Origin of the sequence: Roseovarius sp. MBR-78 (assembly GCF_040547535.1) — a bacterium.
Taxonomy (GTDB): Bacteria; Pseudomonadota; Alphaproteobacteria; order Rhodobacterales; family Rhodobacteraceae; genus Roseovarius.
In genome coordinates, this window is record NZ_JBEPPX010000001.1 from 119,968 (window position 1) to 138,731 (window position 18,764).

General features: G+C 65.9%; 16 protein-coding genes. 10 read left to right on the top strand and 6 right to left on the bottom strand.

Going from position 1 to position 18,764, the window contains the following annotated elements; all coding sequences use genetic code 11:
* Both ABIE58_RS00630 and ntrX read left to right on the top strand, forming a co-directional pair.
* Positions 1-2,256, top strand: a complete 2,256-nt coding sequence (locus ABIE58_RS00630; RefSeq protein WP_354542924.1) for a sensor histidine kinase NtrY-like — start codon at positions 1-3, stop codon at positions 2,254-2,256.
* Between the two features lie 18 nt (positions 2,257-2,274).
* Positions 2,275-3,669, top strand: coding sequence for a nitrogen assimilation response regulator NtrX (gene ntrX, locus ABIE58_RS00635; RefSeq protein WP_354542736.1), 1,395 nt, complete (start codon positions 2,275-2,277; stop codon positions 3,667-3,669).
* A gap of 3 nt (positions 3,670-3,672) precedes the next feature.
* Here the strand turns inward: ntrX and ABIE58_RS00640 are convergent, their stop codons facing one another.
* Both ABIE58_RS00640 and ABIE58_RS00645 read right to left on the bottom strand, forming a co-directional pair.
* Entirely contained in the window at positions 3,673-4,056 is a 384-nt protein-coding gene (locus ABIE58_RS00640; RefSeq protein ID WP_354542737.1) for a hypothetical protein, read from the bottom strand.
* A gap of 56 nt (positions 4,057-4,112) precedes the next feature.
* The gene (locus ABIE58_RS00645) at positions 4,113-5,024 is read right to left on the bottom strand and encodes a LysR family transcriptional regulator (RefSeq protein ID WP_354542738.1); all 912 of its coding nucleotides are present in this window, start codon (positions 5,022-5,024) and stop codon (positions 4,113-4,115) included.
* Between the two features lie 300 nt (positions 5,025-5,324).
* On the opposite strand from ABIE58_RS00645, the gene trkA reads away from it, so the two are divergent.
* The 4 genes from trkA (at position 5,325) to hflX (ending at position 9,859) form a co-directional block, all read left to right on the top strand.
* Entirely contained in the window at positions 5,325-6,704 is a 1,380-nt protein-coding gene (gene trkA / locus ABIE58_RS00650) for a Trk system potassium transporter TrkA (RefSeq protein WP_354542739.1), read from the top strand.
* 4 nt (positions 6,705-6,708) lie between these two features.
* Positions 6,709-8,232, top strand: a complete 1,524-nt coding sequence (locus tag ABIE58_RS00655; RefSeq protein WP_354542740.1) for a TrkH family potassium uptake protein — start codon at positions 6,709-6,711, stop codon at positions 8,230-8,232.
* A 113-nt stretch (positions 8,233-8,345) separates the two neighbouring features.
* Positions 8,346-8,585 (top strand): RNA chaperone Hfq, encoded by a 240-nt coding sequence (gene hfq, locus ABIE58_RS00660; protein ID WP_354542741.1) that lies wholly within the window; start codon positions 8,346-8,348, stop codon positions 8,583-8,585.
* Entirely contained in the window at positions 8,582-9,859 is a 1,278-nt protein-coding gene (gene hflX, locus ABIE58_RS00665; RefSeq protein ID WP_354542742.1) for a GTPase HflX, read from the top strand. Before hfq ends, hflX begins: the two co-directional genes overlap by 4 nt.
* Positions 9,860-9,896: 37 nt before the next feature.
* On the opposite strand, the gene ABIE58_RS00670 is transcribed toward hflX, so the two are convergent.
* Positions 9,897-10,700, bottom strand: coding sequence for a nucleotidyltransferase family protein (locus ABIE58_RS00670; protein ID WP_354542743.1), 804 nt, complete (start codon positions 10,698-10,700; stop codon positions 9,897-9,899).
* A gap of 47 nt (positions 10,701-10,747) precedes the next feature.
* Positions 10,748-11,896: a GNAT family N-acetyltransferase gene (locus ABIE58_RS00675; RefSeq protein WP_354542744.1), complete on the bottom strand. Its 1,149-nt coding sequence runs from the start codon at positions 11,894-11,896 to the stop codon at positions 10,748-10,750.
* A 239-nt stretch (positions 11,897-12,135) separates the two neighbouring features.
* Between ABIE58_RS00675 and ABIE58_RS00680 the strand changes: the two genes are divergently transcribed.
* The 4 genes from ABIE58_RS00680 (at position 12,136) to ABIE58_RS00695 (ending at position 15,963) form a co-directional block, all read left to right on the top strand.
* Positions 12,136-13,119 (top strand): lysophospholipid acyltransferase family protein, encoded by a 984-nt coding sequence (locus tag ABIE58_RS00680; RefSeq protein WP_354542745.1) that lies wholly within the window; start codon positions 12,136-12,138, stop codon positions 13,117-13,119.
* Between the two features lie 12 nt (positions 13,120-13,131).
* Positions 13,132-13,779 (top strand): sterol desaturase family protein, encoded by a 648-nt coding sequence (locus ABIE58_RS00685; RefSeq protein ID WP_354542746.1) that lies wholly within the window; start codon positions 13,132-13,134, stop codon positions 13,777-13,779.
* Positions 13,780-13,841: 62 nt separating this feature from the next.
* Positions 13,842-14,792 (top strand): lysophospholipid acyltransferase family protein, encoded by a 951-nt coding sequence (locus tag ABIE58_RS00690; protein WP_354542747.1) that lies wholly within the window; start codon positions 13,842-13,844, stop codon positions 14,790-14,792.
* Entirely contained in the window at positions 14,785-15,963 is a 1,179-nt protein-coding gene (locus tag ABIE58_RS00695; protein WP_354542748.1) for a mitochondrial fission ELM1 family protein, read from the top strand. Before ABIE58_RS00690 ends, ABIE58_RS00695 begins: the two co-directional genes overlap by 8 nt.
* Here ABIE58_RS00695 and ABIE58_RS00700 read toward each other — a convergent pair.
* Positions 15,950-17,644 (bottom strand): ABC transporter ATP-binding protein, encoded by a 1,695-nt coding sequence (locus tag ABIE58_RS00700; RefSeq protein WP_354542749.1) that lies wholly within the window; start codon positions 17,642-17,644, stop codon positions 15,950-15,952. The genes ABIE58_RS00695 and ABIE58_RS00700 overlap by 14 nt on opposite strands.
* Positions 17,645-17,783: 139 nt before the next feature.
* On the bottom strand, positions 17,784-18,731 hold the full coding sequence (locus ABIE58_RS00705) for a metallophosphoesterase family protein (protein ID WP_354542750.1): 948 nt from the start codon (positions 18,729-18,731) through the stop codon (positions 17,784-17,786).
* Positions 18,732-18,764: the final 33 nt, after the last annotated feature.

The following is an 18,764-nucleotide window of genomic DNA, read 5'->3' on the forward strand; positions in this document are numbered from 1 at the left end:
GTGACACGCGCATTGCGTGCAGGTCGGCGCGGCTGGCTTCGGCCCGGTCGTGTCCGACAGTTGCGCAATTGGGGTGCCTTCGGCCTTGTGCTGACTGGCCCGGCGCTGGCGGTGCTCACCTTCATGGTGATGGGGCCGCTTGACCGGGGGGCCGGGTCGGGCGCGCTTCGGCTCGTGCTGCTGTCGGACATGATCTATGTGCTGATCGTGGCGGGCCTCGTGCTGCAACGGGTGGCACGGATGATCGCCGCGCGGCGCTCGCGCTCGGCGGGATCGCGGTTGCATCTGCGGCTCACGGGCGTGTTCGCGGTTATGGCGCTCTTGCCCACGGTGGCGGTGGCGGTGTTCGCGATGCTGTCGATCAACATGGGGCTGGAGGCGTGGTTCTCAGAGCGTGTGGGCCGCGTGGTCGACAGCTCTGTTGCCGCAGCCCAGGCCTATGAGGAAGAGCACCGGCGCGACCTGCTGGCCGATGCAAACGTGCTGGCGCGGGTGATCGACGGCACGCGCCGCGCCTCGGTCTACATGGATGACGGCGATATCCGGCAGGTGCTCTCATCAGGCCAGCGCGAGATTCAGCGCGGCCTCAAGGAGGCCTTCGTGATCGACGGCACCGGCGAGATCCGCGCCCGCGGCGAGCGCTCTTACCTCTTCGATTTCGAGCGCCCGTCCGAGGCCGAGATCGCCGCCGCGCGCGAGGCGGGCGAATTGGTGATCCGCGACTGGGACAATGACGAGTTTCGCGCGCTGATCCCACTCGATGCCTTTGTCGACCGGCTGCTTTATGTCAGTCGCAGGGTGGATGGCGATATTCTCAACCTTCTCGACGACACGCAGGAAACCGCGACGTTCTACAAGCGGCGCGAGAGCGAGCGGGGCCGCGTGCTGTTCGAGTTCGGGCTGGTCTATTTTGGCTTCGCGCTCATCCTCATCCTCGCGGCGGTATGGCTGGGGATGTGGTTTGCCGAGCGTCTGGCGCGGCCCGTGGGGCGGCTGACAAGCGCGGCGCAGCGCGTGGGCGAGGGCGATCTGGATACGCAGGTGCGCGAGGAAGAGGACGATGACGAAATCGCCGAGCTGGGCCGTTATTTCAACCAGATGACGCGGCAGTTGAAGGGCCAGCGCGACCGGCTTCTGGCCAATACGCGCCAGATCGAGCGGCGGCGCAGGTTGTTTGATTCGGTGCTGGGCTCGGTCTCGTCCGGCGTGGTGGGGCTCGATGCGCAGGGGCGGGTGACGTTCGTGAACCGCGCCGCCGAGCGGCTTCTGGATTGGCGTGAGGATCAGCAATCGCTGGCGCTGGCGGTGGCGGTGCCGGAATTCGCGGCGCTGTTCGCGCGGCTGATGCAGGCCCCCGCCGGCTTCGTGCAGGAGGAAATCGCGGTGACGCGCGGGCGGCGGCAGGAAAACCTGCTGGTGCGCATGTCCACCCGTGCGGGCGAGGGCGGGCGGCGCGAGGGCTACGTGGTGGCCTTTGACGACGTGACCGAGCTTGTGAGCGCGCAGCGCATGGCCGCCTGGGGCGACGTGGCGCGCCGCATCGCGCACGAGATCAAGAACCCGCTGACGCCGATTTCACTGAGCGCCGAGCGCATCAAGCGCAAGTTCTCGCGGCAATTGCCCGAGGCGGAGGCGCAAAAACTGGGCGAATTGACCGATGTGGTGGTGCGCCAGACCAATGATCTGCGCCATATCGTCGATGAATTCTCGAAATTCGCGCGGATGCCGCAGCCCAAGACGCGGGTTGCGAGCCTTGCATCGGTGTTGCGCGAGGCGGTGATGTTGCAGGAGGCGGGCCAGCCCGACACCCGCTTCGATCTGCACCTGTGCGAGGCGGATCTGATGGCCGAGATCGACGCGGCGATGATCGGGCAGGCGCTCACCAATCTCATCAAGAACGCGGGCGAGGCGATCGAGAGCCTTTACGAGGCGGGCGTGCCGCAAGGGCATGTGCCCACCATCCGCATCGAGAGCCGGGTGGAGGGTGGCGACGCCGTGATTGCGATTTCCGACAACGGCATCGGCCTGCCCGACGACCGCGCGCGGCTTTTCGAGCCTTACGTGACGACGCGCGCCAAGGGCACCGGCCTTGGCCTGCCCATCGTCAAGAAGATCATCGAGGAGCATGGCGGCACGCTGGTGCTTGAGGATGCGGACCCGTTTGCGGAAGCAGCGCCCGTCGGGGCGCGCGCCGTGGTGCGCCTGCCGTTGCGCGAGAGCGGCGCGGCTGAGACAGAGGCCCCTGCGGCAGAGTGAGGAAGAGGTGAGGGTGGTATGAGCGATATTCTGATCGTCGATGACGAGCGCGACATTCGCGAGGTGATCTCGGATATTCTGGATGACGAGGGCTATGGCACGCGCATCGCTGCCAATTCCGACGAGGCGATGGCGGCGATCCGGGCCGAGCCGCCGGGCCTTATGATCCTCGATATCTGGCTCAAGGACAGCCAGATGGATGGCATCGACATTCTCAAGACGGTCAAGCGCGACCATCCCGATATCCCGGTCATCATCATCTCGGGTCATGGCAATATCGAGATTGCCGTGGCGGCGATCAAGCAGGGCGCCTATGACTTCATCGAAAAGCCGTTCAACATCGACCAGCTATTGGTGGTGATCCGGCGCGGCATGGAGGCGAGCAGGCTTCGCCGCGAGAACCAGGCGCTGCGGCGGCGCGAGACCGCGCCCTCGCAGATGCTGGGCACCTCGCCGGGGTTTCGCACGCTTCTGGGCCAGCTTGACAAGGTCACGCGCTCGAACGGGCGGGTGATGCTGACCGGCCCGTCGGGATCGGGCAAGGAACTGGCCGCGCGCTATATCCACGCCAATTCGGCCCGCGCCGAGGCGCCCTTTGTCACCGTCAACTGCGCCGCCGTCGCCGCCGAGCGCATGGAAGAGGTGCTGTTCGGCCGCGAGGCGGCGGAAACCGGGGTGACGGCGGGCCTCTTGGAGCAGGCCAATGGCGGGGTGCTGTATCTCGACGAGGTGGCGGACCTGCCGCCGGGCACGCAATCCAAGATCTTGCGCGTGCTGGTGGATCAGACATTCGCGCGCGTGGGCGGGGCCGACAAGATCAAGGTCGATCTGCGGGTGATTTCCTCCACCAGCCGCGATCTGGAGGCGGATATCGCCGAGGGCCGCTTTCGGCGCGAGTTGTATCACCGGCTCAACGTGGTGCCGATCCGGGTGCCGGGGCTGGAGGAGCGGCGCGAGGACATCCCGCAGCTTGCCGAGCATTTCATCGAGATTTTGCACGAAACCCAAGGCCTGCCCCGGCGCGCGCTGAGCGAGGAGGCGGCGGCGCTGTTGCAGACGATGGGCTGGCCCGGAAATGTGCGGCAGTTGCGCAACGTGATCGAGCGGGTCTTGATCCTTGGCGATGGCGGCGATGCGATCGCGGCCTCGGAATTGCCCGGCGAGGCAGCGGCCCCGTCCGAGGGGGGGCGCGTGATCGTGTCGGGCAGCGTGGCCACGATGCCGCTGCGCGAGGCGCGCGAGGCGTTCGAGCGCGAATACCTGGTGACGCAGATCAACCGCTTTGGCGGCAATATCAGCCGCACGGCGGAATTTGTGGGCATGGAGCGCAGCGCGCTGCATCGCAAGCTCAAATCGCTGGGCGTGGTGCCGCCTGCGCGCGGCGACCGCGACGATCCAGCCGCCGCGGAGTAGCCGTCAGAGGCTGTCGCGCAACTGCCAGCCGCCCGCGTGCAGCCGCAGCGGCCCGCCCCCGGTGAAGGCCAGGATCACCGTGGCGAGCAGCGCGGCGACAAGCGCGACACTCAGCACCGGGTTGCCGAGCAGCACGATCGCGGTGGTCAGGATCACCATGCCCGTGGTCGCGATGACACGGCTGTAGATGCCGAGCAGCAGCCACAGGCTCACCATCGCGAAAAAGCCGAGCGCGACGGTGTCGAGCAAGGGGGTGTGGGTTTCGATGCCGAAACCGAAAGCGCCAACCGTCCCGTGCGAGAGATGTTCGACCACATGGGCCATGAAGAAAACCGCGAGCCAGAGCCTGCTCAGGAGGCCCGCGGTCTGGATAAGTGCCTGTTGCATCACCGCCTCGTTTTTTGGTCTATTGTCCGTGAGGGTGACGGCAGGCCCCAGTTAATTCAACCGCTAATTGTGCGAACATGGCTTTGCATATCGCGCAAATCCTCTGCCGGGTTGGGCAAAGTGGACATGTGGCGCAAGATCCAGGTCACGACGGCGCGGAGGTCTTCGTCGTCGCTCCGGCTCTCGTGATAGATGAGGTGAAGATCGCGCGTCACGTCCAGCCCGCTGCCCGGAATGTGGACAAGATCGGGCGCGTCTGCGGCCATCACCGTGGGCAGCACGCAGGCCAGCCGTAGGCTTTGCATCGCCGGGATGATCTGGGCAAAGCTGTCGGCCTTGAGCGCGGCCTCGCGCCCGAAGAAGGTGCCCCGCGCCTCGGCATATTGGGCGGCGTAGCGGTCGGTGAGGCTGGCCCAGCCGTCGCCCCTTTGCCAGCCGCGCGGCGCGTAGAGCGCGAAGGGAAATGCCCCGCAGCGCCGGGTCTTGAGCCGCCCGCTTTCGGGCAGGGAGAACACGAGCGCCACATCCGACATGCCAAGACCGGCCTCGTAGACGCGGTTTTCAAAGATCGGGCGCAGATGCGCATGGGTGTCCCACAATTTGCCCAGGGCAGGCACGAGCACATGCGAAATGATCGACGGCAGCGCGCCGATACGGATGTCGCGGGCCTCGTCGGGGGCGCTTTCGATCACGCGGGTCAATTCGGAAAAGATCATGCCATCGGCATGTTCGAACGTCTCGATCAAGGCCGCGAGGCGCGGGTTGAGCAGCCATCCGCCATCGGATTTCACGAAAGGCGAGATGCCCAACTCGGCGCGCAGGCGCGCGACCTGCCGCGACACGGTGGAGGTGGTGGTGTCAAGCTCCTCGGCGGCGCGGGTCATCGATCCGCAACGATGCACGGCAAGCAGGACGTGCAGATCGTCGAAAAGCCGGGTGTAGGAGATGGTTTGACGCGACAGTGGCAATCGATTTACGCTCCTTTCCGAGAGAAGGTGGGGTTACACAGGCACATAGAGGACATGTAATAATGCACGGCGCATATGGTCAGTTATACTTACCAATACAAGCCTTGCGATTGCATACCCGCCATGAGTCCGACGCCATGCCCGCAACGATAAAATGAATATCGCGACCGGCTCAGACTGCGCCAAAACCGGCGTGTTTGCCACCTGCGCCGAAGGATAGGGTGGTGCGGGGACAATTCCATTGACCGGTTTGCGGGGTTCTGTCATTCAGGCGGCCTTAATCAGGTCGGGACAAGCGGCATGAAGGTCATCATCTGCGGGGCCGGTCAGGTGGGCTGGCAGATCGCGCGCCACCTCTCGGGCGAAAACAACGACGTGACGGTCGTCGACAACAACCCCGAACTGGTGCGCCGCGCCACCGACACGCTCGATGTGCAGGGGGTGACGGGCTTTGCCTCGCATCCCGATGTGCTTGATCGGGCGGGGGCAGGTGATGCCGAGATGATCATCGCCGCGACCTATTCCGACGAGGTCAACATGGTCACTTGCCAGGTGGCGCATTCGGTCTTTGGCATCCGCCGCAAGATCGCGCGGTTGCGCAGCCAGACCTATCTCGATCCCGCCTACACCGATCTTTACCGCCGCGATCACATGCCCATCGACGTGATGATCAGCCCCGAGCGCGAGGTGGCGCAGGCGGCGCTGCGGCGGCTGGCGATGCCTGCCGCGTTCGATACCGAGATGTTCATGGGCGGCGAGGCGCAGCTTCTGGGGTTGCGGCTTGACGATGATTGCCCGGTGCTCAACACCCCGCTGCGGCAGTTGAGCGATCTTTTCTCGACGCTGCGGGTGGTGGTGCTGGCGGTGCGCCGCGACGGGCGGCTCTTTGCACCCGACCCCGGCGATCAGCTTTTCGAGGGGGACGATTGCTACCTCTTTGCGCCCGTAGAGGATGTGCCGCGCACGCTCGAGGTGTTCGGCAAGGCGCAGGCCCGGCAGGAACGCGTGGTCATCATCGGTGGCGGCAATATCGGCCTGTCGGTGGCGCAATCGCTGGAGACGCGGCAGGGCGGGCGCATCCGCGCCAAGGTGATCGAGAAGGACCGCGCCCGCGCCGAGCTTGCGGCCGACGCACTGGAGCGCACGATCGTGCTGCATGGCGACGGGCTGGGCGCGGCGATCCTGGCCGAGGCGGGGATCGCGCGCGCCGATGCCGCGCTTGCCGTGACCGATGACGACAAGACCAACATGCTCGCCGCCGTGCGCGCCAAGGCCGAGGGCTGCCCCTTTGCCATCGCGCTCATCAACGACCCGACGCTGGTGCCGCTGATGGAACCGCTGGGGATCGACGCCTATATCAACCCGCGCGCCACCACCGTAAGCTCGATCCTGCGCCATATCCGGCATGGCAAGGTGCGCGGTGTCTATTCGGTGGGCGATGCCGAGGGCGAGGTGCTGGAGGCGGAGGTGATGTCGACCTCCTCCATCGCAGGGACGGCGCTGCGCGACATCGACTTTCCCGAGGGGGTGCTGGTGGGGGGCGTGCGCAAGCCCGAGGGCCTGTTCAAGCCCACCGGCGCGATGCGCATCGAGGCGGGCGACGTGGTGGTGATCTTTGCGCTGGCGGCGGATGTGGCGGCGGTAGAGCGGCTGTTGCAGGTGTCGGTGGATTATTTCTGACGCCATGACCGCGCGGCTTCTCAGATTTCCGCTCATAATGATCCTCACGGGGATTGCCGCGCTGTTGATGCTTCTGCCGGCGCTCGATGCGCTGATGCGCGGCGATACCAGCGTGGCGCGGGCGTTTTTCTACGCGGGGCTTCTGGGGCTTGCGGCGGTGGTCTCGGTGGGGCTCGCGATCTCGGCCCGTGTCGCGGGGCGAGAGCCCACCGATGCGCAGCATCTCGGCTCGCTGTTGCTGGCCTATCTCTTGTTGCCGCTCTATCTCGCGCTGCCGCTCTACGAGGGGGTGGGCAACACAACCTATCTCAACGCCTATGTCGAGATGGTATCGAGCCTGACCACCACCGGGGCCACGATGTTCGGGGCCTCGGGGCGGATCGTGGACAGCCTGCACCTGTGGCGCGCGCTGGTCGGCTGGGGCGGCGGGCTGCTGATCTGGATATCGGCCTCGGCGGTGCTTGCGCCGATGAGCCTTGGCGGGTTCGAGGTGACGGTGCGCGCCGAGCCGGGGCAGGACGATGCCGTGCTGGGCCGGTTTCAGCGCGCGCGCCCGGCGCGGCGCGTGGCGCTGGCGGCGCGCACGCTGACGCCCGCCTATCTGGGGCTGACGCTGGTGCTGTGGATCGCGCTCATGGCCGGGGGCGAGCGCGCCTTTGTCGCGCTCATTCACGCCATGTCGACGCTGGCCACGAGCGGGATTTCCTCGGTGGGCGGGTTGCATAACGGGGCCTCGGGGCTGGGCGGCGAGATCGTGGTGTTCGGCTTTCTGCTCTTTGCGCTGTCGCGGCTTACCTTCTCCTCCGATACGGTGCCGACGGCGCGGCCCGGCCTCTTCTACGACCCCGAGTTCCGGCTGGGCCTCATGCTGGTGCTGACGGTGCCCTTGGTGCTGTTCGCGCGGCATTGGATCGGCTCGATCGAGGTCGAGGAGGCGGCGCGCCCGGCAGAGGCGCTGCGCGCGCTTTGGGGGGCGGTGTTCACGGTGCTGTCATTCCTCACGACCACGGGGTTTGAAAGCGCCGACTGGAGCCAGGCGCAGGCCTGGTCGGGGCTGGGCGCGCCGGGGCTTATCCTGATGGGGCTGGCGATGATTGGCGGCGGCGTGGCGACCACGGCGGGCGGCGTGCGCCTGCTACGGGTCTATGCGCTCTACCTGCACGCCTATCGCGAGTTCGAGCGGCTGGTGCATCCCTCGTCGGTGGGGCGTGCCTCTGACAGCGGGCGGCGCATCCGGCGGCAGGGGGCCTATATCGCATGGATATTCTTCATGCTGTTCGCGCTCACGCTGACCGCGGTCACGGCGCTTCTGGCGATGGCGGGGCTTGATTTCGAGGGGGCGCTGATCGTCGCGCTGGCGGGCCTGTCGACCACCGGGCCGCTGATTTCGAGCGCGAGCGACGTGCCGATCCGGCTCATTGAGCTTGGCGGTTTCGGCAAGCTGGTTTTTTCGGGGGCGATGGTGCTGGGCCGGGTCGAGACGCTGGCGCTGATCGCGCTCATCAACCCGGCAGCATGGCGTGAATGAGCGCATCTGAATTTCGGGCTGGAAACCCGGCCCGCCTCGGGACATACTGCGCCAGACCTGAGGTGAACCTGGTGCCGTGAACGGCACCCGCAAGAATAAAGGGCAGGGATATAATGGCTTCGGATCGTCAGAATTTGCAGGATGCGTTTCTTAATCATGTGCGCAAGGCCAAGATTCCGGTCACGATCTTTCTCATCAACGGGGTGAAATTGCAGGGCGTCATCACCTGGTTTGACAATTTCTGCATCCTTTTGCGCCGCGACGGGCAATCGCAGCTTGTCTACAAGCATGCGGTCTCGACCATCATGCCGTCGCAGCCAGTTTCGCTCTATGAAGGCGACGGCGAGAATTGAAGGAACACGCGCGCGCTGCGACACGGGCCCTTGTCCTGCATCCCGAGATTGTCGGCGGCCCCGGCACGCGCGACAGCGCGCTGGCGCTTGAGGAGGCCGTATCGCTGGCGCAGGCGCTGCCCGATCTCGAGGTCGTGGGCGCCGAGGTGGTGCGCCTGCGCAAGCCCGATGCCGGGCGGCTCTTTGGCAAGGGCAAGCGTGAGGAGCTGAAGGCGCTCATCAACGGGACCGAGGCCGAGCTGGTGCTGGTCGATGGCCCGCTAAGCCCGGTGCAGCAACGCAACCTGGAGCGCGACTGGGACGTGAAGATCCTCGATCGCACCGGCCTGATCCTCGAGATTTTCAGCGACCGCGCGGCGACGCGCGAGGGCGTGTTGCAGGTGGAAATGGCGGCGCTGTCGTATCAGCGCACGCGGCTGGTGCGCGCCTGGACCCACCTGGAACGGCAGCGCGGGGGCCTCGGATTCGTCGGTGGCCCCGGCGAGACGCAGATCGAGGCCGACCGCCGCGCGATCGACGAACAGCTTGTGCGCCTGCGCCGTCAGCTTGACAAGGTGGTGCGCACGCGCGGCCTGCATCGCGCGGCGCGCGCCAAGGTACCCTATCCCATCGTCGCGCTGGTGGGCTATACCAATGCCGGGAAATCCACGCTTTTCAATCGCTTGACCGGGGCGGACGTGGTTGCCAAGGACATGCTTTTCGCCACGCTCGACCCGACGATGCGGCGCGTGGCGCTGCCGCATGGCGGCCCCGAGGTGATCCTGTCGGACACGGTCGGATTCATCAGCGACCTGCCCACCGAACTGGTCGCCGCATTCCGCGCCACGCTCGAGGAGGTGCTGGAGGCCGATCTCATCTGCCATGTCCGCGATATCTCGCATCCCGAGACCGAGGCGCAGGCGCGCGATGTGGCCCTGATCCTCGACGGGCTCGGCGTGCGCGCCGACACGCCCCGGATCGAGGTCTGGAACAAGATCGACCGGCTGGAGGCACAGGCCCGTGACGCGGCGCTGACCCAGGCCGCGCGGGCAGAGCATGTGCAGGCCGTCTCGGCGGTCACCGGGCAGGGGGTCGCGGCGCTGGTGGCGGCAATGGCCGAGGCGCTGGCCGAGGCGCGCCACCTGAGCGATCTGCATCTGCGCTTTGACGAGGGGCGCAGGCGGGCGTGGCTTTACGACAAGGAGCTTGTCGAGGCCGAGCGCCAGACCGAGGACGGGTTTGACCTCACCGTGCGCTGGTCGGCCCGGCAAGAGGCGCGGTTTCGCGAGATATAAGCGGCCTGCCCGCCATCAGTTGCGCCCCGCGCCCGGTTCAGCCCGCCTCCTGCGATGCCGCCTCTTGGCTGTAGCGCTGAACCAGCAGGTAGTCAGATACCGAATCGACATCCACCGACGCATGGGCAAAGGGCAGGATCACCACGCCGATCCGAAGCCCCACCCGGCGCGACAGCCCGGCGAGGGCGGCATCGAGGCTCAGCCATCCCATCTTGTAGCGCAAGAGCGCCCATAGCCCCAGCAGCCGGATCACGACCAGCGGCTTCTTGCGGTCCTTCTCGACCTGGCGCCAGAAATCGGCCACGCGCCGCCCGTCCTTGGTGAGGAAGGCAAAGAGGTTGCAGCCGCAATACCCGCCGTCGCGAAACCGCAGAACGGTCTTTTTCAGGTCGGGATAGGTCTTGCGCACCAGATCATAGGGCGCGAGGCCGATCACCACGTCACAGCCGGTCTGCGCGCTGTTGCGGCAGAAATGATCGACGATCTCGGCAGAGAGCAGGGGGTGGTCGGCGGTGGTGATGAGGACCGGCTGCGCCTCGGGAAACCGGCGCAGCATGTCATAAGCGCTGGTGCTGGGCGAGGCACCGGGCGGGGCCCAGGTGATGCGGTTTTCATCGACCATGCCCGCGAGCCAGGCATCGCTCTTGACGCAGGTCTCGGTGGGGCCGCTCAGATTGACCGAGGCGATGGATTTGGCCGCGGTCAGCGCGTCGATCACGCGCCGGATCATGATCGTGCCGCCGATGTCGAGCATGGCCTTGCAGGGCACGCCGGTTTCATCGCGCAGCGGATCGCTGTCGGCTCTTTCACCGGCAAGAACGACTGAAGCAAAGTCTTTCACGGTCTCACTTTCCTGATGGGGGCACCCATGATCTGCTTGCGTCCGCGTCATAGCGGCTTCTGGTAGACGCGGTAGCGTTTGTAGATCGTGCTCCCGATGGCCTCGATGATGTGACGCATGCCATGATTATCCTCGAGCACCCAGCCCATTTCAACGGATGTGACATTGCGTTGCACCATCGCCTTGCGCACCGCGTCGATCACCAGAAAGGCCAGCGTCGGGCCGAGGCGGGAATACTGGTATTGCTTGCGCACCCCCATGAGCGCGACCCGCGCGCTGCGCGCGCCCCTGACCTTGATCCGCCACAGCAGTTTTGCCCAGCCGAACGGCAAGAGCCTGCCGCGCAGATCGCCGATCAGCTCGTTGATATTGGGAAACGCGGCGATAAAGGCCACGGGCTGCCCGTCGATCTCGGCGATCTGGATGTAATCCTCGGGCAGGAGCACCGATAGCAGCTTGGCGGTTTCCTCGAATTCCGCGTTGGTGAAGGGCACGAATCCCCAATTGTCCGACCACGCGTCGTTGAACATCTCGCGCATGGCCTCGAAATCGGCAGCCTTGTTCTTGCGATCCAGAGGGCGGATTTTCACCGTCCGGCTGGCGCGGGCGGCCAGTTTCTGCATCACGTCGGGGGCTACGAAATCGGGCCGCACCTTGTAGGTGATGAGATCCTTGACCATCGAAAGGCCCTGTTCCTCCAGCCGGGGCGCGTAATAGCGCGGCGCATGGCCCATCAGGATGAAGGGAGGATCGTCGAAATTCTCGACCAGAAGCCCGAGATCCTCGTTGATCGACAGGTTGTAGGGCCCCCGGATCGAGGCCGCCCCGCGCGCGCGCAGCCAGGTTTGCGCGGTGTCGAAAAGCGCATCGAACACCGCGCGGTCATCCACCGCCTCGAGCATCCCGAAATAGCCGATCTTGCCGGTCTCGTCCTCGGGCTGCATCTGGTCAAGCTGCGCGGTGATGCGCCCGACCGGGGTGCCGTTGCGATAGGCCACCCAGGCGGCAACCTCGCAATGGGCAAAGAGCGGCTTGTTGTCGAACACGCGCTGCTTCTGCTCAAGCAGAAGCGGGGCCACCCAGGCGGGATCATCGGCATAGATACGCTCTGGCAGGTGCAGGAAATCCTTGATGACCCGGCCGGTCGTGGCCTCGGCGATCGTGATCTGATCGCGATCAGACGTATCAGCGGACATGGGAGGCCTTTCTAGCAGTGACCGTGACGTTGCGCGCAATTGCACGCGCGCGCGGCGATGGATACCTTGACGGAGCGTCGATCGCGGCGTGAAAGGGTCGCGATGTCACCTTACCCAACCAATGATGATCCCGGATCGGAGCCGGGGGAACATCGTTCGGAAAATGCTTGTAATTCCCGCATCTGGCTCCATTTAACCGTGGCAAGTATCCACATTGCAAAACAAGAAGTCGAGTCTCCTTGGCCAAATTCATTCTCGGTAATGCGCATCGGCAAAGGGCGGTCGATAACGTGGTTGTGCGCAACGCCCTCTGGCTTGCAGATCTCGTCTTTGTCGGGGCGTTTCTCGGGCTGTTTCGGTGGCTTCCGGTAAGCTGGGGCTCTGCCTTCGGGGCGCGTCTGGGCCGCATTTTCGGCACTATCGCCAAACGGCGCACCCTGCATGTGCGCGCCAATCTGTCGCTGGTCCTGCCCGAGGCACCGCCCGCCAAGATCGACCGGCTGGCAAGCGATGTCTGGGCAAATGCCGGTGCGCTTGTCGCGCAATATCCCAAGCTGCAGATTCTGTGCGATCCGGCGCAGGACCGCTTGGATATCGAGATTGATGAGCAAATTCCCGCCTATGGAACACCCGGTGCCTCGGCGGTTTTCGTGTCGGCGCATATCGGCAATTGGGAAGTGGCGGCGGCTGCGGTCACCCGGCTGGGCATCGCGGGCTGCGCGATGTATGCGCCGCTTTCGAACCCGTGGCTTGATCGCAAGATGCTCAAGTATCGCGCCGCGCTCGGCTGTGACCTGATTGCGCGAGATGCCGGTCTGCGCGGGTTCATCGAGACGCTCAGGGCCGGAAAATCCCCACTTATCGTCACCGACAGGCGCATAGAGGGCGGAAAACCCATTCCCTTTTTCGGCGAGGACAAGGAATCGTCGATCCTGCCCGCGCGCCTTGCCATGCGCTTCGGCGTGCCGCTGGTGCCGGTCGAGGTCACGCGCTTGCCCGGCCTGCGGTTTCGCGTGCGCTTTCACGCGCCGTTGCGCCCGTGCGACCCAGAGGCCACTTACGACGAGCAGGTGATGGATCTCGCGCATCAGATCAACGCCACGTTCGAGCGCTGGATCACATCCCGCCCCGGCGAATGGCTTTGCACCAGCAAAATCTGGCCATCATCTGTTCTGCGGACTAAAACCGATGTATACGAGCCTGCGCGCGGAGCAGCCGAATAACTGGAGTATCCCATGTCGAACCATCAACCGAGTCGCACCCGCCGTGTCGACGAGTCGGTGCGCCTGTTCAAGAACCCGATCCTTGAAAAACTGAGCCACGTGCACCCGATCGTGCCGCTTCTGATCTGGGGGCCGGTGGCGGCATGGCTCGTGCTGCGCGCCGTGCGCGTGCATGAGATCGGCCTGAGCAGCATGGCGCTGCTCGCGGTGGCGGGGCTTGTGACCTGGACCCTGGCCGAATACCTGCTGCACCGCTACCTGTTTCATTTCGAGCCGCAGACCGATCTGGGGCGGCGCTTCATCTACCTGTTTCACGGCGTGCATCACGACACCCCGCAAGACAAGACCCGGCTGCTTATGCCGCCTGCGGGCGCATTGCCCATTATCGCCGTGCTCTACCTGATATTCTACCTGGTGCTGCCCTATCCCCTGGCCGAGCCGTTTACCGGGTTCTTCATCATCGGTTACCTCATCTATGATTATATCCACTATGCGACGCATCATTTCCCGATGCGGCATCCGGTGCTGAAATTCCTCAAGCACTATCACATGCGCCATCATTTCAGCGATGAGCATGCGCGCTATGGGGTCAGCACGCCGTTCTGGGACTGGGTGTTCAGCACCTATCCGTCGCGGCCGGAGAAACCGAACAGGGGCTAGGTCTGCGGCCTGCCGCTTTCTCTTCATGGTGCAATGGTGCCGCTTCGGCTTGGGGTCTTTCGATGGCCAAGAACTACTTGATGCCCAAGGGGTTGATCGCGCGGATGCACTGGGTGCAAACGCCGATATGGCTGGCCGAGGCGTCGCTGTTCTACATCCTGCTTGGCCTTGCCCGGATGATGCCGTTTCCGGTGGTCGCAGCGGTGTTCGCGCGGGGGCTTGGCTGGTTGGGCTATCGCAACGCGCAGAAACGCTGGGTGGTGCGGCGTAACCTGTTCACCGTCCTGCCGCAGGCCAGCGAGCCGGAGCGCGAGGCGGTGGTGCGGCAGATCTTTCGGACAACGGGGCTGGCGGCGGCGGAGCTGTTCCTGCTCGGGCGGATCTGGCGGCGGCGCGGGCGCTATCTCGACTTCGCGATCCATCCGGAGGCGGGCGAGGTCATCGCCCGCAAGCAGGCGATCGTGTTCGCCACCGCCCATGCTGGCGCGTGGCAGATTTGCAATCTTGTCGGGCGCGAGCACGGGTTGAATATTTCGGTGATCTACACCCGCGAACCCAATCCATGGCTGCACCGGTTCTTTCTGGCGCGGCGCCGCGCCTTTGGTGGCCCCCTCGTGCCGGGGGTTGGCGGCGCGCGCACCTTCCTGCGCGAGTTGGCCGCCGGCAACTCGGTCGGTGCGGCGTTTGATACGCGCGTCGATCAGGGTGAGATGGTGCCCTTCTTCGACGTGCCCACCCCGACCAGCACCTTGCCCGCCATGCTGTCGATGCGGGGCTATCCGCTGTTGCCGATCCGCACGGTGCGGCTGCCGGGCTGCCGGTTTCGGATCGAGGTCGAGGCCCCGCTCGTGCCGCGCAATCCGCAAGCGCCCCGCGCCGAACAGATCATCGACCTGACCCATCAGCTCAACCAGCGTTTCGAGGCGTGGATCCGCGAGAGCCCTGGCGAATGGGTCTGCCTGAAGCGGCGCTGGCCCAAGGCACCCCCCGCGCCGCAGGCAACCGATGTCTGAGCCGCGACAAGGCCCGCGCGTTTGGGTGGTGGACGCCTATCGCTCGGGCGAAAAGACGCAGGTGCGCGCGCTCGCCGAAGGGCTGGGATGGCCCTACGAGATAAAGACCCTGCGCTATCGCAAATACGAGATGCGCACCAACCTGTTGCGCGGGCGCGATTTGCGCGGCATCGACCTCGCGCGCTCTGACACGCTTGCGCCGCCCTGGCCCGATCTGGTGCTGTCGATGGGGATGCGCAACGAGCCGGTGGCGCGGTGGATCCGCGACCAATCCGGCGGGCGCACGCGGCTGGTGTTCCTGGGGCGGCTCTGGGCCGATCCGGCGCTGTTCGACCTGGTCATCACAACCCCGCAATACCGCGTGCCCGATCGCCCCAACGTGCTGCGCAACGCGCTGCCGCTGCATCCGCTGGGCGCGCGGCCACTGGCCGAGGCCGCGCGCCGGTGGGCCCCGGCGCTTGCGCATCTGCCGCGCCCGTATCTGACGGTGAATATCGGCGGCAGCAGCGGGCCATATGCCTTTGGCCCGCGCGCGGCGGCGCGGCTGGTGCGCGATGCGCTGGCGCTGGCGCGCGCGCGCGGTGCCTCGCTGCTGATAAGTTCCAGCGCCCGCACCCCGGCTGCGGCCATCGACGCCTTTGCCGCGCAATCGCAGGTGCCGATGCAACTCTATCGCTGGAAGCCCAACGATCCTGATAATCCCTATCTCGGCTTTCTGGCGCTGGCCGATGAGATCATCGTGACCGCCGACAGTATCTCGATGCTGTCAGAGGCCTACGCCACCGGCAAACCGGTGCATATGTTCGATTGCGGGGCAGGGCGGCTGAGTATGCGGCGCGACATGGCGCTGGCGCTTGGCGAGGCGGAGGCGGCGCAGGCCCTCGCGCGGCAGGACAGGGACCGCCCCGACCTTAGCCTCGGCGCGCTGGCCTATCGCGCGCTGATGCGCTGGGGGTGGAAGCACCTGTCGCGCGATATCAGCCAGATGCATCTGCGGCTGGTGCAGTCGGGGCGGATGGGCTGGCTCGGCGATCCGGTGCCCGCGGTGCAGCAGACCCCGCCGCCCAGCGACATGGCGCGCGCGATTGCCCGTATCGGCGCACTGATGGAAGAGGCACCGCCCGGCATCCCCGGCACAAGCCCCCGCGCGGAACGTATCAGCCAGCTTTGAGCGCGCCGCCCGGCTCCAGCCGGTGAACGATGTCGGCGGCATCCGAGAGCCGGCTGTTATGGGTGATGGCGAGGATCGTCACCTGATCGCGCAAGGCGCGCAACGTGTCGATGATGGCCTCCTCGCTCTCGGCGTCGAGCGCGCTTGTCGCCTCGTCGAGGATCAGCAGCTTCGGGTCGTTTATCAGCGCGCGCGCGATGGCGATACGTTGCCGCTGCCCGCCCGAAAGCCGCCCGCCGCGCTCGCCCACAACGGTGTGGATGCCCTCGGCAAAGCCGCTGACAAATTCCCAAGCCCCGGCCTTTTTCAGCGCCTCGATGACCCGCTCTTCGGAGATGGCGGGATCGCCAAGGGTGACGTTGTGGCCGATCGTGTCGTGCAGCAGCACCGTTTCCTGCGGCACATAGCCCACCATGCGCCGCCACGCCTTGAGGTCGATCTGTTGAAAGGGGATGCCGTCGATGGTGATCTCACCCGCATCGGCGCGCAACAGCCCGATCACGAGGTCGATGATCGTGGTCTTGCCCGACCCGGACGGCCCGACCAGCGTTGTCATCCGGTGCGCGGGAATATCGAGGTCGAGCCCCGACAGCACCGGATTTCCGTCATAGGCAAAGCTGACATCGCGCAAGGCAATGCCCGTGTTCAGCGCCGGGGCCACATGCCCGCCGAGATGCTCCTGCTCGTCCTGCGCGCGGCGGCTGGTTTCCTTCAGTGACCAATAGGCGCTCTCGCTCTGCGCGAGCTTTTGATACTGTTTCTGCACCTTACCAAGGAAATTGAACGCCCGCCCCAGCGTGATTGCGAGGATGAGCACGGTGGCAAATTCCATCGAGAGCACACCCAGTGCCATGTAGATGCCGAAGGCGATGACGATCACGAACATCAGATCCTGCCCGGAATTGAGCCCGGCACTGGCCAGAACCTGACGGCGCAACGCCTTGTTGAGGCGGTTGGTCTCCTGATACAGAAGTTGGTCTGCAAGGTTCTCGCGCGCCATCGCCTTGAGCGGTTTGACCGATTGCAGCATGTCGGTCAGGTGCGACATCAGCGACACCATCAGATCGGTCTGCTTCTTGCCGGCCTTGCGGGTGACGCGCACCAGGAAATGCGACAGCCAGATGATGACAGTGCCGCCGATCAGGCCAAGCAATGTCGCCTCCCACGAGACCAGAACGGCCACCGTGCCATAGACCAGCGCCTGCACCAGGAACGTGATCGCCGCCGCGCCAAACATATAGGCCTCGGCGGATCGCTGCGCCTCGGTCGCAAGCGCATTGGTGAGCTTGCCTGCGGGCTGGTGCAGGAAAAAGCACCAGCGGCTGCGCATCATGTTGCGCAGGGTTTCCAGCCGCAGGTCGGTGGCCACCTGCGCGGCGGTATAGCCGACCTGCCGCTGCGCGAGCAGAAGCAGGACCGCCTTGAAGACCGCGGCCACCACGATCACCAGCAGCAATGCGCCAAGCGTGATCGGAATGCCCAGCCATGTCATGACATCCATGACCGTCTGTTCCAGCTCTCCGGGCGGCTCGGCTGATGCCGCGCCTTCGGAGGAATAAAGCGCGATCTTGAGCATCGGCAGCAGGGCCGACAGGCCAAGCCCCTCGGCCAGACCGGAGAGGAACAGCGCCAGCACCATAAGAAAACTGGCCATCGGATAGGCGCGGAAGAGATCGGTCATCAGGCGCATGGGCGGTCTTTCGTAAATGGGCCGGGCATCCGGCGCGCAAGGCGCGCGGGGGTGGCGCAGCGGTAGCACGCGCGCGGCGCGAGCGCCACGGCCACGCGTCGGTGCGCTGCATGGAATGGCGCGCGCGCCTTCACGCCGCGTGCCCGCGCGCGAGCGTCAGGCGGGTGCAGGGGCCTGCCAGCATGCGCTCTGCCGCGCTCATGCGCCGGGGGCGCACCTCCACCTGCCAGCCGCCGGTGCCGGGGGTGATCCGATAGAGGTTATAGGCCGCTGCTTCGCGATGCATCGACGAGGCCGAGGGCACGCCGATCACCGGGGCCGGCCCGTCGCGCGTGGGCAAGACCTGGTGATGGCTGCGGTGGCTGTGGCCATGCAGCACCATCTCGACCCCTTCACGCTCCAGCAGCGCGCAAACCGCCGCGTGATCGCGCAGGTGCTTGCGCGGCGAGACCGTCCCCGCGAGCGGCGGGTGATGGATCATCAGCAGGCGAAACAGCCCCGCCTCGCGCGTGGCGCGCAGCATCGCGGCAAGCCGGTCGCGCTGCGTCGCCCCCACCGCGCCGGTGGCAAAGCCCGGCGGCGAGGCAATCGCGCTCGACACGCCGATCAGCGCCAGCGGCCCGCGCCGACGCAGCGCCGGAAAGGCCTGTGTGACCTCGGCAGAGCGCGCGGCCGCATCGCCCTGCCAATAGGGCTGCCACGCCGCCGCCCCGCGCGGCCAGGCCCCGGCCACGAGCGCATCGTGATTGCCGGGGATCGTCATCACGCGGGACGCATCGCCCAGGGTGTCGAGCCAGGCCCGTGCCGCGCGATACTCGCTGTCGAGGCCGAGATTGGTCAGATCGCCGCTGACCATGATCAGATCGGGGGCCTGCGCCTGCATGTCGGCCACCAGCCGGGCCACTATCTCGGGGCGGTGGTGGCGGTGGCGCTTGTGATGCCAGGACAGCAGGCCAAGCAGCCGCTTGTTGAGCACCTCGCCCAGCCGCACGCCCCCCGGCAGGGGCAGGTGCGGGTCGGAAAGATGCGCCAGCGTCACGCTCGCATGTGGCGTGGGGCCGGAATCGTGCGTTGTCATCGTCACCCTGTCTGAGACCGGCCGCGCGCGCCC